The sequence below is a fragment of the Salinibaculum sp. SYNS191 genome (assembly GCF_037338445.1).
Taxonomy (GTDB): Archaea; Halobacteriota; Halobacteria; order Halobacteriales; family Haloarculaceae; genus Salinibaculum; species Salinibaculum marinum.
Genome location: NZ_CP147838.1, coordinates 2,462,485 through 2,478,357, shown reverse-complemented (window position 1 = coordinate 2,478,357; position 15,873 = coordinate 2,462,485). Strand labels below are relative to the sequence as shown.

At 69.2% G+C, this 15,873-nt stretch carries 17 protein-coding genes; 10 read left to right on the top strand and 7 right to left on the bottom strand.

Annotated elements, in window-relative coordinates:
- Positions 1-110 precede the first annotated feature (110 nt).
- Positions 111-2,036, top strand: coding sequence for an anaerobic carbon-monoxide dehydrogenase catalytic subunit (cooS, locus tag WDJ57_RS13300; protein WP_338901300.1), 1,926 nt, complete (start codon positions 111-113; stop codon positions 2,034-2,036).
- Positions 2,037-2,105: 69 nt separating this feature from the next.
- Complete coding sequence (locus tag WDJ57_RS13295; protein WP_338901299.1) at positions 2,106-3,065, top strand: ArsA-related P-loop ATPase; 960 nt, start codon at positions 2,106-2,108, stop codon at positions 3,063-3,065.
- A 38-nt stretch (positions 3,066-3,103) separates the two neighbouring features.
- On the opposite strand, the gene WDJ57_RS13290 is transcribed toward WDJ57_RS13295, so the two are convergent.
- Positions 3,104-4,534 carry a carotenoid oxygenase family protein gene (locus WDJ57_RS13290; RefSeq protein WP_338901298.1) on the bottom strand — a complete coding sequence of 477 codons (1,431 nt, stop codon included), beginning with the start codon at positions 4,532-4,534 and terminating at the stop codon, positions 3,104-3,106.
- 130 nt (positions 4,535-4,664) lie between these two features.
- Here WDJ57_RS13290 and WDJ57_RS13285 point away from each other — a divergent pair, with 130 nt between their 5' ends.
- A complete protein-coding gene (locus WDJ57_RS13285) occupies positions 4,665-5,300 on the top strand; it encodes a DsbA family oxidoreductase (protein WP_338901297.1) in 636 nt (211 codons plus the stop codon).
- 6 nt (positions 5,301-5,306) lie between these two features.
- Here WDJ57_RS13285 and WDJ57_RS13280 read toward each other — a convergent pair whose 3' ends face one another.
- The 3 genes from WDJ57_RS13280 to WDJ57_RS13270 all read right to left on the bottom strand — a co-directional run bounded on the left by WDJ57_RS13280 (position 5,307) and on the right by WDJ57_RS13270 (position 7,055).
- Complete coding sequence (locus tag WDJ57_RS13280; RefSeq protein WP_338901296.1) at positions 5,307-5,570, bottom strand: HalOD1 output domain-containing protein; 264 nt, start codon at positions 5,568-5,570, stop codon at positions 5,307-5,309.
- Between the two features lie 126 nt (positions 5,571-5,696).
- Positions 5,697-6,341 carry a helix-turn-helix domain-containing protein gene (locus tag WDJ57_RS13275; RefSeq protein WP_338901295.1) on the bottom strand — a complete coding sequence of 215 codons (645 nt, stop codon included), beginning with the start codon at positions 6,339-6,341 and terminating at the stop codon, positions 5,697-5,699.
- 252 nt (positions 6,342-6,593) lie between these two features.
- Positions 6,594-7,055 (bottom strand): deoxyuridine 5'-triphosphate nucleotidohydrolase, encoded by a 462-nt coding sequence (locus tag WDJ57_RS13270; protein WP_338901294.1) that lies wholly within the window; start codon positions 7,053-7,055, stop codon positions 6,594-6,596.
- Positions 7,056-7,183: 128 nt separating this feature from the next.
- On the opposite strand from WDJ57_RS13270, the gene WDJ57_RS13265 reads away from it, so the two are divergent.
- Positions 7,184-9,154 (top strand): aconitate hydratase, encoded by a 1,971-nt coding sequence (locus WDJ57_RS13265; protein ID WP_338901293.1) that lies wholly within the window; start codon positions 7,184-7,186, stop codon positions 9,152-9,154.
- Positions 9,155-9,345: 191 nt separating this feature from the next.
- Here the strand turns inward: WDJ57_RS13265 and WDJ57_RS13260 are convergent, their stop codons facing one another.
- Both WDJ57_RS13260 and WDJ57_RS13255 read right to left on the bottom strand, forming a co-directional pair.
- Entirely contained in the window at positions 9,346-9,852 is a 507-nt protein-coding gene (locus tag WDJ57_RS13260; protein WP_338901292.1) for a hypothetical protein, read from the bottom strand.
- Between the two features lie 96 nt (positions 9,853-9,948).
- The gene (locus WDJ57_RS13255; RefSeq protein WP_338901291.1) at positions 9,949-11,016 is read right to left on the bottom strand and encodes a Brp/Blh family beta-carotene 15,15'-dioxygenase; all 1,068 of its coding nucleotides are present in this window, start codon (positions 11,014-11,016) and stop codon (positions 9,949-9,951) included.
- A gap of 121 nt (positions 11,017-11,137) precedes the next feature.
- Here WDJ57_RS13255 and WDJ57_RS13250 point away from each other — a divergent pair, with 121 nt between their 5' ends.
- Genes WDJ57_RS13250 through WDJ57_RS13240 form a run of 3 tightly spaced genes read left to right on the top strand, consistent with a single transcriptional unit; the run spans position 11,138 to position 12,628 of the window.
- Positions 11,138-11,452: an SHOCT domain-containing protein gene (locus tag WDJ57_RS13250; RefSeq protein WP_338901290.1), complete on the top strand. Its 315-nt coding sequence runs from the start codon at positions 11,138-11,140 to the stop codon at positions 11,450-11,452.
- Entirely contained in the window at positions 11,449-12,000 is a 552-nt protein-coding gene (locus WDJ57_RS13245; RefSeq protein ID WP_338901289.1) for a DUF4188 domain-containing protein, read from the top strand. Before WDJ57_RS13250 ends, WDJ57_RS13245 begins: the two co-directional genes overlap by 4 nt.
- A gap of 37 nt (positions 12,001-12,037) precedes the next feature.
- A complete protein-coding gene (locus tag WDJ57_RS13240; protein WP_338901288.1) occupies positions 12,038-12,628 on the top strand; it encodes a TetR/AcrR family transcriptional regulator in 591 nt (196 codons plus the stop codon).
- 33 nt (positions 12,629-12,661) lie between these two features.
- Here WDJ57_RS13240 and WDJ57_RS13235 read toward each other — a convergent pair whose 3' ends face one another.
- Positions 12,662-13,657 (bottom strand): sodium:calcium antiporter, encoded by a 996-nt coding sequence (locus WDJ57_RS13235; RefSeq protein ID WP_338901287.1) that lies wholly within the window; start codon positions 13,655-13,657, stop codon positions 12,662-12,664.
- A 112-nt stretch (positions 13,658-13,769) separates the two neighbouring features.
- Here WDJ57_RS13235 and WDJ57_RS13230 point away from each other — a divergent pair, with 112 nt between their 5' ends.
- From WDJ57_RS13230 to WDJ57_RS13220, 3 genes are all read left to right on the top strand, one after another.
- On the top strand, positions 13,770-14,876 hold the full coding sequence (locus WDJ57_RS13230) for an aminopeptidase (protein WP_338901286.1): 1,107 nt from the start codon (positions 13,770-13,772) through the stop codon (positions 14,874-14,876).
- Positions 14,873-15,085: a hypothetical protein gene (locus tag WDJ57_RS13225; protein WP_338901285.1), complete on the top strand. Its 213-nt coding sequence runs from the start codon at positions 14,873-14,875 to the stop codon at positions 15,083-15,085. The genes WDJ57_RS13230 and WDJ57_RS13225 overlap by 4 nt, the downstream gene beginning before the upstream one ends.
- 110 nt (positions 15,086-15,195) lie before the next feature.
- On the top strand, positions 15,196-15,864 hold the full coding sequence (locus WDJ57_RS13220; protein ID WP_338901284.1) for an HAD family hydrolase: 669 nt from the start codon (positions 15,196-15,198) through the stop codon (positions 15,862-15,864).
- The last annotated feature ends 9 nt before the right edge of the window (positions 15,865-15,873 follow it).

Here is a 15,873-nt window from a genome sequence, read left to right as displayed (position 1 = left end):
AACTGCCGCCGCGTGCGTGATACAAATATTTGGCGGCGAGTTACTGGGGGATGGGAAATCGGTCGTGAATGTATTTAGAGATACCCACAACTCCGACTTAGGGATTTGTCATGTCCTCACAGGAGACTCCCCAGGACGGCGAGGAGTACCAGCTACCGGAGGAGCGACTGGAGGAGAGCCAGCCCCAGTGCCCGTTCGGCAAGGGTGGGGGCTGTTGCCGAATCTGTTATATGGGCCCCTGTCGTGTGACCGACGGCCCCCGGGGGATGGACAAGGGGGTCTGCGGGGCGACACCGGGGACCGTCGTGGCGCGCAATCTCTACCGGGAGATCGCCGCCGGTGCGGCCAGCCACGCCGACCACGCGCGTGAAGTCGCGGAAGTGCTGGAGGCCATCGGCGAGGGCGAACTCTCGGCCTACCAGGTCCGCGACGAGGAGAAGCTACGGAGCGTGGCCGCGGACCTCGGCCTGGACCCGGAGGGTGAGGTGCAGACGGTCGCAAAGCGGGTGGCCGAGGCCGCCCTCGCAGACTTCCAGGAGGGCGGCGACACGCTCAACTGGCTCGACCGGATGCCCGACGAGCAACGCGAGTTCCTCGACGAGCAGGGCATCGAACCCCAGCCCAGTGCCGACCAGGAGGTGGCGCGTGCGATGCACCGGACGACACAGGGCAACGACGCCGACCCGGCCCACATCCTCCAGGGCGGCATCGAAGCCGGACTGGCCGACGGCTACGCCGGGTTGACGATGGGCACGGACCTCCAGGACGTCATCTTCGGCACCCCACAGCCGGTGACCACCGAGGCGAACCTGGGGACGCTGAAGGAGGACCACGTCAACCTCGCCGTCCACGGCCACTCGCCCGTCCTCTCGGAGATGGTCGTCAAGTACGCCGACGAACTGGAGGAAGCGGCGAAGGAGGCCGGGGCCGAGGGCATCAACCTCGTCGGCATCTGCTGTACCGGCAACGAACTCGCCGAGCGCGAGGAGATTCCCCTCGCGGCCCACTCCACGCAGGCCGAACTCGCTGTGACCACGGGCGCGCTCGACGCGATGGTCGCGGACATCCAGTGCATCTGGCCGGGCATCGGCGACGTGATGGAGTGTCACCACACCAAACTGCTCACGACCACCGACTACGTCCAGATTCCCGGCGCGGAACACATCTCCTTCGACCCCGAGACCGCCGCCGAGGACGCCGAGGAAATCGTCCGGCGGGCCATCGCGGCCTACGAGGACCGCGAGAGTCGCCAGAGCTACGAGGTCGAGATTCCCGACGAGAAGACCGAAGCGGTCGTCGGCGTCTCCGACGACTTCGTGCTCGACGTGCTCTCGAACGCCGACCCCGAGAACCCCGCCCGGCCGGTCGTCGAGGCGATGGAGTCGGGCGACCTCCGGGGTATCGTCGGCATCGTCGGCTGTCCCAACCCCAAACTCCGGACCGCGGAGATGACCGAGCGGCTCATCGAGGACCTCCTCGCGGCGAACGTCCTCCCGGTCGTCACGGGCTGTATCGGCCACATCACCGCCCAGGCCGGCTACCTCGACCCCGGGATGACCGACGAACTCGCCGGCGACGGCCTGGCGGAAGTCCTGCACGCGCTCGGCGACGCGGCGGGGCTGGACGGCCCGCTCCCGCCGGTGTGGCACATGGGCTCGTGCGTCGACAACTCCCGCATCGGCAACGTCGTCCGTGCGCTGTCGGAGGCCGCGGACGTGCCGACGCGGGACCTGCCGGTCGCCGCCAGCGCACCGGAACTCATCGCCGAGAAGGCAGTCTCCATCGGCACCTGGGCGCTCGCGCTCGGCCTGCCGCTTCACACCGCGCCGGACCTCCGAATCGAACACAGCGAGACGGTCAGCGAGATTATGACCGAAGACCTGGAGGACATCACCGGCGGCTACCTCATCCAGGAGGAGAACCCGGAGATGGCGGCCGACGAACTGCTGGCGGCGCTGGACGACCGGCGGGCCGACCTGTTCGGCGAGGAAGCGATCGACCGCCACGAGCGCGAGGCTGCTGCGCCGGAGTCGTAGCGTCCGGCGACCCCGCAGTCCGGTAGTCCGGTCGCGTCGCGTCCAGACGAGTCCCACGAACTCACCACCATGTGTGACCACCACGACCACGACCACGAGCACAGCCACGGGGAACACGACCACACCCACAGCCACGGCGACCACGAGCACGCCCACCCCCACAGCCACGACGGCGACCACGACCACGATGACCACGAACACGGCGACCACGGCCACAGCCACGAGGATGGTCGGGGCACCGACGCCGACGCAGTCGGCGAGGAGTCCGGCGTCGACACCGGCGGCACCCTCCGCGTCGCCGTCACCGGGAAGGGCGGCGTCGGCAAGACCACCTTCTCGGCGGCCATCGCCGACGCGCTGGCGGCGGACCCGGACCGCGAGGTCGTCGCGCTCGACGCCGACCCGGACATGAACCTCGCGTCCGCGCTCGACGTCGAGACGCCGCCGGCAATCACGGAACAGGAGGGGTTGATCGAGGACCGCGCGGGCAGCGGCGGCGGCCTCGTCAGCCTCTCGCCCGACGTCGACGACGTCTTCGAGACCCACGCGACCGGCTTCGGCGAGAACGGCCGCCTGCTCACCATCGGCGCGCCGGCCGGTGGAAACACCGGCTGCATGTGCCCGGAGAACAGCTTCGTCCGGTCGCTCGTCCGCTCGGCGCTGGACGTCGACCACCTCGTCATGGACATGGAGGCCGGCGTCGAGCACCTGGGGCGGGGCACCGCCGACGAGGTGGACGTCATGCTCGTCGTCGTGGAGCCGTCGATGGCCTCGATAGAGACCGCAAAGCGGGTGAGCGACCTCGCCGACGACCTGGGGGTTCCGGCGGTCCAGGCGGTCGTCAACCGCACGCGGGGCAACGCCGAGCGGGTCGTCAACGAACTCGACGTGCCCGTCGTCGCGACCATGGGCGAGGACGACGACGTCGCCGAGGCCGCGCTGACCGGCGAGTCGCCCGTCGCGGCCAGCCCCCGTCTCAGGGAGGTCGCGGCGCGCATCGTCGAGAGCGTCGACGCCATCGAGGGGTAGCGCGTCCCGACAGCCGTGTCGACCGACGGGGCAGACCGTCAGACCTCCGGGAAGAAGCGGCCGTGGAACCCGAAGGGTTCGGCGTGAGGGAGGAACGCCCGTGCGCGAACGTCCAGGGTGGCGGCGTCGAAGACCAGCAGCATCGTCTGTTCGCGGTCGACGTCCAGCGCCGTCGCCAGCACGACGCCGTCGTCCTCGCTGTCGGGGTCCGGGTGTTGCACCGGGACCGGTTCCTCGACGTAGACCGACCGCTCCCACCACTCGCGTGCGGTGCCGGTCTCGCAGTCGACCTTCACCAGGCCGTTCGCGCCCGCGCGGTCGGTCGCCTGGCCGTACGCGTAGCGGTGCCGCCGGCCGACGACTGACCGAGCGACGCGGGGCATCTCCATCCCGCCGTCGTACAGCCGCGTCCGGTCGACGGCGTTCCGGGCGGGGTCGACGCGGTACCGTTTCAGGTGGGCGTCGGGCACCGCCGGGAACCCCTCGCCGTCGAGTTCGTCCATCGACATCGCGTCGACGATGTCGCCGTCGGGGAACTCGACGAGGTCCACCAGTACCGCGTCGCCGTCGACGTATGCGTTGACGTGGTGGAAGGTGAACGCGGGGTCGAGCGTCGGGTCCGCGACCACCTCGCCGGTGTCGCGGTCGACGACGAGCACGCGCGTCCCGCGGTCGGGTTGCCAGTCGAGCATGTCCATCGCGCCCTCGCTGAACGGGTTCAGCGCCCGCAGCACCGAGAGCACGAGCGGCGACTCCACGACGACGACGTGGTCGGCGGTGACGCTGCAGTCGTGGACGTAGGCCGGGCCACGGGCGTCGAGCGAGGCGATGACCTCCCGCTCGCGACTGTCGCGGGCGAGGCGGTAGAGGTGGTACTGCGGCGTCCGGCCGAACTGGGTGGCGAAGCCGACGAGTTCCCCGCGGTGCGGGTCGTCGACGAGGTGGGCCGCGGTGATGTGCTCTGTCAGGTCGTCGGCGAAGGTGAACTCGCCGCGGGTCTCCAGCGTCCGGGGGTCGAAGGCGACCCGGCGGGGGGCCTCGGTGAGCGCGACGTACTCGCCGTCGATGCGTGCGACGTGGACGTTCGCGTTGTCGGTCGGGTCGGGAACGCCGAGCGAGCGCAGCCAGGACAGGGCGCGCCGCCACCCGCGCGTGTCGGTGCCGAACTGGCCGGTCAGGCGACCGTCCAGCGCGTCCTCGTAGGCACCGGACCGGAGGAAGCGGTTGGAGTACCGCACCGTCCCGTCCGCGAAGGCGTAGCGGCGCAGCATCGCCAGTCCGTCGAACCAGTGGGAGACGCGGCGGTCGCCGACGTCGAAGCGGCCGGGGCCGTTGCGGACCAGCGTGCCGGAGAGCCAGTCGGGGACGGTCCCCTCGACCGTCGGGCGGTGGTCGTGGACTTCGGTCGTCAGCGAGCGGAAGCCGGGGCCGTAGGCGGTCACGGGAGTCCCTGCGGCCGGGACGAACATCAATCCAGCGCGCCGCTGCGGGCGACGAGCACGACGCGCGCGGTGCCGGTCAGCGGCCGGTCCGACGAGTGCGGCCGGCCACCGCGCATCCACGCCGGGAACTTAACTGGTGGTGGGACATATTCGGTGTGTGAGCGAACCAGAGCCCACCCCGAGCATCACGGTCTACTCCGATTACGTCTGTCCGTTTTGCTACCTCGGGCGTGAGTCCCTCCGGCAGTACCAGACCCAGCGGACGGAGCCGCTGGTAATCGACTGGCACCCCTTCGACCTCCGCGCGAGCACGCGCGCCCCCGACGGCAGCATCGACGAGAGCGCGGACGACGGCAAGGACGACGCGTACTACGAGCAGGCCAGGGAGAACGTCCGCCGCCTGCAGGAGCGCTACGACGTCGAGATGGACCTCGACCTCGCGACCGACGTAGACTCGCTGAACGCACAGCTCGTCTCCTATCACGTCAAACAGGAGCGCGACTACGAGCAGTGGCTGGAACTCGACGAGGCCATCCTCGCGGCGCTTTGGACCGACGGACGGGACATCGGCGACCCCGACGTCCTGCGTGACCTCGCGACTGACGTCGGTCTGTCGGCCGACGTCGTCGAGACGGCGCTGTCCGACGACGCGCTCCAGGCGGAACTCAGAGACCAGTTCCGGGACGCACAGCGGTCCGGCATCACCGGCGTCCCGACGTTCGCGTACGACGACCACGCCGCTCGCGGGGCCGTCCCGCCCGAGCACCTCGAACGCCTCGTCGAGGGCGTCTGAGGGCGGTCAGTCCCCGACGTCGATGGTGCCGTCCGGCCCGACCGTGACGTCGTGGCCCTCGACGGAGAACTGTAGCTGCTCGCCGGCGTCGAGCGCGGCTGCCAGCGCGGTCAGGTCCACGTAGGCCTCCGCGTCGTCGAGACGGTCGGCGTCGAGGTCGGTCGCACCGGTGACGGCCTCGACGATTGCAGTCCAGGCCGGCGTCGGCCGTACCCACTCCTCGTCCTCGGACTCCTGCAAAATGTAGACCGCACCGTCGTCCTGGCTCATACGCCGGAGTACCGACCGGGGGTACATAACGACGGCGAGCGGTTTCAGGCTGTGAAACGACTCCGGGACCCAACACAGACCACCGGCATGGCCGCCGCAGGACCGCGCTCCAGCGTCGGGACCGCGTCACTCGGGAGTCAGCAGCGCCGAGTCGACCAGCGAGTCGAGGCCGCGGCGGAGTCGCTCGGAGGCGGCCTGGCTGGAGACGCCGAGTTCGTCTGCCAGGTCGGCCAGCGAAGATTCGCGGGGCACCTGGAAGTAGCCCGCCTCGGTGGCGAGGACGAGGATCTCCCGCTGGGCCGGACTGATGCCGTGGCGGCCGGCGTTGGCAGCGGCGTCCTGTTCGTGGACGTCCTGGACGGTGACGTCGAGCCCCGTCTGCTCGCAGGCGGCGCGGAACGAGGAGAGCGCGTCGCGGCCGGGGAACCGAAACCGGAGGGTCCAGCGCCGTTGCTCGGCCGTGCCCGTGAGGAAGACGCCACCGTTCCCGACGGCCGCCGCGTACAGTTCCGCGGCGGGACACTCGGCGGCGGCGGTGACCTGGAACTGGGTGCCGTGGGGCGTCGTGACGACCTGCATCGCGTCCGCGACCGTGGGGTCCGCGGCCAGGGCGGCGGCGAACCTGTCGGGATTGTGGTCTGCGAGCCAGCAGACCGTCCGCAGCGGGACGCCATCGGCAGCGTCCAGTCCCTCGAGGACGACCTCCCCCACCCGCGCCTCCTGCAGCGTCGGCCCGAGCAGGTTCGCCCCGAACTGTAATTCTACGTTCATCTGGGCCGTGTTACGTTATCTTCGTGGCACACTTGTAACTCCTGCATGAACAGAAATGCAGGACGGGTCGCCCTGCGTCCGAAACGCCGGTTGGAGGCGATGTCGCCGGTAGGAATCTGTCAGAGGCACGGTCCGGGTTTCTCTCCCCCCAACGCGGCACGCACAGTTCGTCTGTGACGTACATAGATCTGACGCCTGTATATTCAGGGGACCCGTCGTCGCAGGTCGCTACAGTGTCGGGAGGCCGGTCTGTCAGAGGTTCTCCTGCTGGTAGGACCCCTCGTAGGTCCCTTCGTGTGCGGCCTCCGCGAGGACCAGCTGGGCGATGCGGGCCCCGGCCTCGATTTCGATTGGGTGGTGGACCTCCAGCAGGCCCTCGCCGCGGCCCTCGTAGCCGGCGTCCCAGACCGCCGTGTCGAGCATACAGGAGTTGCGCAACAGCGACGACCGGGGGTAGAGGAAGCCGACGTGGCCCTCCGGAATCGCGATGCGCTCGCCGTAGCGGACGACGTACCCGCCGGGGTCGAGGTGGTAGACATCGTCGTCGGCGTCGCATTCGCGTCGGTCGCCGACGGTCTTGCCGCCGCGCTCGATGCGCCCGGGCTCGACCTGCTCGAAGACGGTCCCGAGCGTGAGGTCGACGCCGTTGGGCTGGACCTGGCTCTCCCGGAGGTCGCCGAGGTGGCTGGCGACGAATCGGCCGCTCTTGAACATGGCCGAAAGTACGCTGGCCGGGACAAAACGGTGGCGGTCACGCCTCCCGCCGGCGTTTGGCGAATATTGCCGATCGATACAGCGGAACAACATGATTTATGTCCGCGGATAGTCGACCTAAGAACGCTATGGGACAGACACTTACCGAAAAGATTCTCGATGACCACCTCGTCGAGGGCGAGCTAGAGCCCGGCGAGGAGATCGGTATCGAGATCGACCAGGTTCTCACACAGGACACCACCGGAACGCTGGTCTGGCTCCAGTTCGAGGCCCTCGGCCTCGACGAGGTCCAGACCGAACTCGCAGCCCAGTACTGCGACCACCAGACCTACCAGTTCGACTTCAAGAACACGGACGACCACCGTTTCCTGCGCTCTGCGGCCGGTACCTTCGGCGCCTACTTCTCGCGGCCCGGCAACGGTATCTGTCACAACGTGCACAAGGAGAACTTCGCCGCGCCCGGCAAGACGCTGCTGGGCTCTGACTCCCACACGCCGACCCCCGGCGGGATGGGCCAGCTCGCCATCGGTTCCGGCGGCCTGGACGTCGCCGTCGCGATGGGCGGCGGTGCCTACTACGTCGACATGCCGGAAGTCGTCAACGTGCGCCTGGAGGGCGAACTGCCCGAGTGGGCCACCGCGAAGGACGTCATCCTCGAGATGCTGCGGCGCCTGAGCGTGAAAGGCGGCGTCGGCAAGATCTTCGAGTACACCGGTCCGGGCGTCGAGACGCTGTCCGTGCCCGAGCGGACCACCATCACCAACATGGGGACCGAACTCGGCGCGACCTCCTCGATCTTCCCGACCGACGAGAACACGCAGGACTACCTCGAACGCCTCGGCCGCGCCGAGGAGTACGTCGAACTGCAGCCCGACGACGACGCCGAGTACGCCGACGAACTCACCATCGACCTCTCGGACCTCGAGCCGCTCATCGCGTGCCCGAGCATGCCCGACAAGGTCGTCCCCGTCCGCGAAGTCGCCGGCGAGGACGTCGAGCAGGTCATCATCGGCTCCTGTACGAACGGCGGCTACCCGGACATCCTCCCGTCCGCGAAGATGCTGGAGGGCCGCGAAGTCGACCTGAAGACCGAGATGATCGTCGCACCCGGCTCCAAGCAGGCCTCCGAAATCCTGGCCCGGCAGGGCTGGACCGCGGAGATGATGGCCGCCGGCGTCAACTTCTCCGAGGCCACCTGCGGTGCCTGTATCGGCATCGGCCACGTGCCCGGCTCCGACTCCGTGAGCCTGCGCACCTTCAACCGCAACTTCGAGGGTCGTTCCGGCATCGAGGACGACAACGTCTACCTGTGCTCGCCGGAAGTCGCCACCGCGGCAGCCATCGCGGGCGAAATCGTCGACCCGCGTGACCTCGCCGAGGAACTCGGCGACCTCGAAGACCCAGGCTTCGAACTGCCCGACCAGTTCGACGGGTCGAAGACGGACATCATCGAGCCCGAGGAAGCCGTCGACGACGACCTCGTCAAGGGGCCGAACATCGGCGACGTGCCGCTGAAGGACCCCCTCGACGCGCACCTCGAAGGGTCTGCCCTCCTCAAGATGGAGGACAACATCACGACCGACCACATCATCCCTGCCACGCAGGACATCCTGATGTACCGGTCGAACATCCCGAAACTGTCGGAGTTCACCCTCTCGCGCGTCGACGACACCTTCGCACAGCGCGCGCTCGACGCCGACGGCGGCTTCCTCGTCGCCGGCGAGAACTACGGCCAGGGTTCCTCGCGTGAGCACGCGGCCCTGTGCCCGATGTACCTCGGTATCGAGGGCGTCCTCGCACAGAGCTTCGCCCGCATCCACAAGGCGAACCTGTTCAACTTCGGCCTCCTGCCGCTGGAGATCGACGAGGAGACCTACGAGAAGATCGACCAGGGCGACGACATCGAGATCGTCGACGACGTCGCCGAAGCGGTCCGCTCCGGCCAGGAAGAGTTCACCATCCGCGTGAACGACGACTGGGAAGCGACGGGCACGCTGGACGCCTCCGAGCGCGAGCGCGAAATCCTCGCCGACGGTGGCAAGCTGACCCACGTCAAACAGCAGCACGACGAGGGCGGCGCGGCGCCGGCTGACGACTAAGGAACCACCTTTTTCCGCCTCGGGTGCGCTTCGCGCACCTCTCGGCGCAAAAACGTGGGCGAAAAGCACCGCGGGAACAAAGCTCCAGCGAGACCTTCGGTCTCGCCCTGCTCGCGGCCGGTCGGCCGCTCGCAGTACAACACAGTCGCTCACTACTGTGGACGCAAACACTCGCTTTCTTTTGGACCCGCTCACCCGAAGCGGTCGGACAGAATCGCGCCGAACCCGGCCGCGCCGACGGCGAAAGAGACGAGGCCACCGATGCCGGTCAGCGTCAGCCCGCCGTTGATTGCCGCGGCGACGAGCAGCGGCACGAACCAGCCGTCCCGGTGGTCGACGAGGCGGTCCGCGATGGCGAGGAAGGCGATGGCCGCTCCGACGGCCCAGACGAGGCCGACGACGAGGCCGAGGATGGGCACGAGGAGGATACCGACGATGGTGATGACCAGCGCGACGATGAGGACGACGACCAGCACTATCGCGAGGAGGCCGTAGAGGAAGGAGGTGAGCGGGTCCTCGCGCACCGCGTCCATGATTCGCTCGACGTAGTCGGGGGCAATCGCGACCAGGATGGCCCCGACAATCAGCGTCGAGACGAACGCACCGACAGCGCCGCTGCCGAGCCCGAACACGAGGTCGACGTCTGTGGTTGGTACCCTGACTGACTGGAGGACCGGGGCGGTCACAGTGGAGAGCATACGTGTCAGTACGGCAACTAGCAGCAAAAAGGCGCGCCTCGCCGTGTGAGTGACTGCCACGGGGAGCGGCGGCCGGTCGGGCGACGGCGGCGGCAGTTACGGCACGAACCAGATGCCCTGGTCGCGGTCGAACAGCGAGCCGACGACGACGTGGGGGAGGGCGATGATGCTGACGAAGACGCTCCAGAACGCGACGGCGCCGATGACCGTCGGCGCGCCGCCGAGGGGATGCGGTGCGACACGGAAGAGGACGCCCGCGATGAGGAAGGTCAGGATGGCCCCCGCGAGCAGGAGGCCGCCGGCGGCGAGCGTGACGTGCTCGGGCCGGTCGAAGTCGAGCAGGTCCGGGCCGCCGGTGCCACGCTCGGCGTCGATAGCCATCGACCGGCCGACCTGCCGGGTGGAGTACCACAGCGGGAAGTACAGCCCGACGGCGACGACGACGGGGACGAGGTAGAAGTACGCACCGAGCAGCGCCGTCTCGCCGGCGTCGAACAGCCAGCCCCGGCCGCCCCCGCGGACGTAGCCCAGGCCGACGTGGACGACGGCGGCCAGCGCCCACGCGCCGCCGATGAGCCACCGGGTCACGTCGAAGTAGGGGGCGACGGCCATCAGCGCGCCCTCCTCGAAGATGCCGACCATGTAGTGGCTGAACGTCTGGAAGACGCCCGGCCAGGCGAAGATGGGGACGGCCATGACCGCGCCGCCGCGGACGGCCGCCGCGAGCAGGCGCTGGGGGCGCGTCCGGAGGTGGTCGGTACCGGTCGTCGCGTCGAGGACGGAGACGCCGCCGAGGCCCCCCTTCGCGACGGCGACGCTGATAGCCAGCGCCAGCCCCGCGACCGGGGCGAGGAAGAAGAGGCCGACGAACGCGGCGACCATCCCGACGTACAGCGCGAGGTACCGCCAGCGGAAGTCCAGGTCGCGCCGGCGGAGGTTCGAGAAGTGCTCGTAGCCGCCGTGGGGGAGGTTCAGCGCCACCATGCCGAAGAGGTATATCCACGCCTGGGTGGACAGCGACAGGCGGACGCCGAGCCCCCCGAGGAGGAGGAAGAACACTGCGACGGCGGCGAGCGCGACCCGGGAGAGCGTCAGCGCGGGGTTGCTCGACTGCCGTCGGACCGGTGCCTCCGCGCCGTGACCCGCCAGTGTGCTGCTGCCCATATTGACCCCTTCGTACACGACCGCCGAGTAAGTCATGCCGGATATTTTGGGGAGTGACGAAGTGACCTTTTGAGTAAGTACTTACTCAAGATTTATGTCGGTGGAGCGTATAGAGCCGGGTATGAGAACCCAACCGAAGCAAAACGAAGCGGCCGTCGCCGGGCTGGTGTCGATGGTGGTGCTGGCCGTCGGACTCGTCGTGACCGCGGCGGACGTCCCGATGGCGTGGGTCGTCTGGCCGCTGGGCTACGGTGTCGTGCTGCCTCTGGCTATCGGCTACGCGAAGCGCCGACGGCGAGAGCCCCGCGAATCCCGAGCGCGAGGAGAGCCGGACCGACTCGCCGAGGCGAAGCGACGCTACGTCGACGGCGACATCGACGAGGCGGAGTTCGAGCGCGCCGTCGAGACGGCCATGCAGCGCGAGGGGTCGGCGTGAGGCTGCTCGGGACCCTCGCGGAGCGACTGCGCGGACTGCTGGGGGCCGACGAGCGGACCGGCCGGGTCCACGCCGAGCGCGACGCGGACGTGGTCGTCTTCGTCGTCGGCATGCGAATCAACGCCCTCTGGAAGGTCCACCGCTGGCTGCCGGTCTTCCTGGTGGCGCCCCGGATGGTCCGGGAACTCCGCCGGGACCCCGGCTCGGGGCTGCTCGGAAGCTGGACGTTCGTCTCGCCGCTGCGAACGGTCGGGTTCGTCCAGTACTGGGACTCCTTCGAATCGCTGCGAGCGTACGCCCGCGACAGCGACCACCTGCACCTCGACGCCTGGGCGGACTACAACGCCGACGCCGAGGACGGCGCTGTCGGCATCTGGCACGAGACCTATCGCGTCGGTGCCGACGAGTACGAGACGGTCTACAACCACACACCGCCGCGCGGGCTGGGCGCGGCGGCGGGCAGCGACCTGGTGTCCGCGACCGGACAGCGCGAGTCGGCGGCCGGGCGCCTCGACGGAACCGAGGACCCGGCTCCGGTGGAACCGTGAGCGCAAGGCTGAAGCGAGCGAGCACTCACTCGGACGTATGAGCGACGGCATCGCCCCCGAGACGAAGGCCGAAATCGCGCTCGCAGTCCGGCGGGCCCTCGCCGAGCACGGCTACGAGCGGCTGACGACGGCGAAGATCGCCGCGGAGTACGACAAGAGCGAGGCCGGCCTGTACTACTACTTCGACACGAAAGACGAGATGATTGCCGCCTTCCTCGAACACACCGCGGGCCAGCTGGGCGAGGACCTGGCGGCCATCGGCGAGGGCGACCCCGAACGACAGCTCCGTGCGGCGTGTGAACACCTCTTTCTCTCGCCCGGCGACGCGGAGGCCGGGGTCCACGTCGCCATCATGGAACTGCTCTCGCACGCGCCGTACAACGAGACGCTTCGGGACCCGCTGCTGGCGCTGGAGTCCGCGACGCTCGACGCGCTGACCGGTATCGTCCGCGACGGCGTCGAACGCGGCGTCTTCCGCGACGTCGACCCCCGCGCCACCGCCGCCTTCCTGCTGGCGGCCGCCGACGGCTCGACCGGCTTTCACGTCGCACTGGAGATGGACGTGGGCGAGGACCTGCAGCGGGGCTGGTCGGCCTACGTCGACTCGTTGCTGGCCGACGGGGAGTGAGGCGTCTGGAGTCCGTGACGGACGACACCGTCGCTACCCGGGAAACAGGACGAGGCGGCCGGCGACGTAGACGAGGTACACCAGGACGAGCGAGAGCCCGTCGTGCCGGGTGAAGGACCCGTCCCGGCGGAACCAGACGTAGCCGAGGACGCCGGCTCCGACGAGGAGTTTGAACGGCAGGTCCCAGAGGACGACCGACGGCGGGACGGCGTACGTCGACAGCGCGCCGCCGAGGCCGATGCCGACCAGCGAATTGACGACGTTGGTCCCGAGGAGCGTCCCCAGCGCGAGCAGCGGCGTCCGACGGCGAATCGACTCCAGCACCGTCGAGAACTCCGGGAGCGCCGACGCGATGCCGATGGTGACGACGGCCAGCATCGACCCGCTGAGGCGCAGTCGGTCGACGACCGTCTCCACGACCGAGAGCACGACGAAGGCACTCGCCAGGACGACGCCGAGCGCTGCCACCGCGACGAGGGCGTCCCGGCGGACGTGGCGGCTCTCGACCGGTTCCTCCGGGAGTCGCGGCACGCGGGCGGTCCGGGTGAAACTGAAGTGTGCGTAGACGATGAAGGAGGCGAGCAGGACGAGGCCGTCGAGGTGGGAGATGGTGCCGTCGACGGCGACCCCCAGCAGGAGCGCGAAGGCGCCGAGCATCGGGAGGTAGCTCGCCCGGACGAACCCCCAGGAGAGGGTGCAGTCGCCGAAGCCGACGAGAAAGACCCCGAAAAGCAGGAACTGCTGGGCGGTCGAGGAGCCCATGTTGGCACCGATGACGGTCCCGGAGGCGACGGCGTAGTCGAGCGTCCCACTGAGGATGCCGAGAGAGGCGATGACGTGGGTCCCGATTTCCGGCAGGCTCGTGCCGAAGGAGAGGACGAAGACGCCGACCAGGACCTCCGAGAGGCCGAAGTGACGGGCCAGCGCGAGCAGTTTCTCGACGGCCAGGCCGGCTCCGCGGACCAGGCCGACCAGCGCGAGCGCGCCCACGACGAGCTGGAGGAGCGTCGCGGCGTCAACGACGGGCACCGAACGCACCCCCGCCATCCCGACCCCACATAGACAGTACAGAGTACTGCACGACGGGAGATAAGCGTGGGTCCGACGGAGCGCCTTTATGCGGGCGCGCCGACCGTCAGATATGGACCAGCGCGTCCGCGACCACGCCGAGACGCTGGTGGACTGGAGCGCACGCATCGAGGCCGGCGACGACGTCGTCGTCCGCGTCGGCGAGGGGGCCCACGACCTGGGCGTCGCCGTCGCCGAGAAACTGGGTGAGCGGGGGGCGAACCTGCTCGCGTGCTACGACAGCGACGAACTGACCAGCGCGTACCTGTCCGCCCACGACGGCGACTTCGACGCCGACCCCGCGTACGAACTGGCGATGTACGAGCGCGCCGACAGCGTCCTCGCGCTGGGCGGGACGCGCAACACGGCCGCCGCTGCCGACGTCCCCGACGACACCCAGCGGGCGTACGCGACGGCCCGCCAGGACATCCGGGAGGCCCGCCTCGACACCGACTGGGTGTCGACGGTCCACCCGACCCGTGCGCTCGCACAGCAGGCCGGGATGAGCTTCGCGGCCTACCGCGAGTTCGTCTACGACGCCGTCCTGCGGGACTGGGAGAGTCTGGCCGCCGAGATGGCGCAATTGAAGGAAATTCTGGACGACGGCAGCGAGGTTCGCATCCGCAAGGACGGCGACGCGACGGACCTCACACTGTTCGTCGACGGCCGCACCGCGGTCAACTCGACGGCCAGCGTCGCCGACGATTCGCACAACCTCCCCAGCGGCGAGGTGTTCACCGCACCCTACGACACCGCCGGGCAGGTGGTCTTCGACGTGCCGATGACCATCCGCGGCAAGCGCGTGGAGGGCGTCCGCCTCGTGTTCAAGGACGGCGTCGTGGTGGACTGGGAGGCCGACGCGGGCGGCGAGGTCATCGAGTCCGTGCTGGAGACCGACGGCGGCGCGAAGCAACTGGGCGAACTCGGCGTCGGGATGAACCGCGGCATCACGCGGCCGACCGACCAGATACTGTTCGACGAGAAGATGGCCGGCACCGTCCACCTCGCGCTCGGCCGGGCCTACGACGCCTGCCTGCCCGAGGGCGAGTCCAGCAACGACAGCGCCGTCCACGTCGACCTCATCACCGATATGCGCGAGGAGGGGACGACACTGGAAGTCGACGGCGAGGTGATTCAGCGCGACGGCGTCTTCCGGTGGGAGGACGGCTTCGAGGGATGACCGAGAGGGCCGACGGCGCGAGTGAGGAACGGCGACTCCAGGCGAAACTCGACGCCGGCACCATCACGGAGGCCGAGTACGCCCGGCTGACGGCGCTGCGCTTCGGGCGGGACCCCGAGGCGTTTACCTTTGCCGACGCTGCCGACTTCTACGACCTGACGGAGGACGAACTCCGCGCGGAGATGGCGTGGCTCGGCGGGGAGGGGTAGCGATGGGGTCGGCTACGGCCGGCTATTGAGCGCGGCAGAGGGCTCATAGCGACGCTTTTTCCCTCGTCGGTGGAATCCAGGGGTGACCGCCGACCGCCGGTGGGGAACCCATGGACTACGACGCCATCATCTTCGACAACGACGGCGTGCTGGTGACGCCGACCGCCCGCGAACTCTGGCGGACCGCCAGCCGACTCGCCTTCCAGGACCTCGGCGTGTTAGACGCCCTCCCCGACGACATCGAGCGGATGGGCGGGTACAGCCTCTCGGTGCTCGTCCGCCGCTGTGCACACTACGGCGTCGCGACCGACGAGTTCTGGCGCCGCCGCGAGGCGTACGCCGCCCGCGCACAGCGCCACGAGTTCCGCCGCGGCGGGAAGACCACCTACGACGACGTCGACGTCCTCCACTCGCTCGCCCCGCCGGTCGGCATCGTGAGCAACAACCAGCAGGCGACCATCGACTTCCTCGTCGAGTACTACGGGCTGGACCGCAGCGTCGAGACCCACTACGGCCGGGAACCGACCCTCGACGGTCTCGTGCGGATGAAACCCAGTTCGCACTACCTCCGGCAGGCCGTCGAGGACCTCGGCGCAGCCACTCCCCTCTACGTCGGCGACAGCAGCGTCGACGTCGCTGCCGCGGCGGACCTCGGCATCGACTCGGCCTTCGTCCGCCGTCCTCACAGGACCGGGTACGAGCCCACGCCGGAACCGACCTACGAGATAGACTCACTCGCGGACCTCCAGGGCATCTGCCGGACTGCGGTGGTGCAGTGAGCCGAGAGT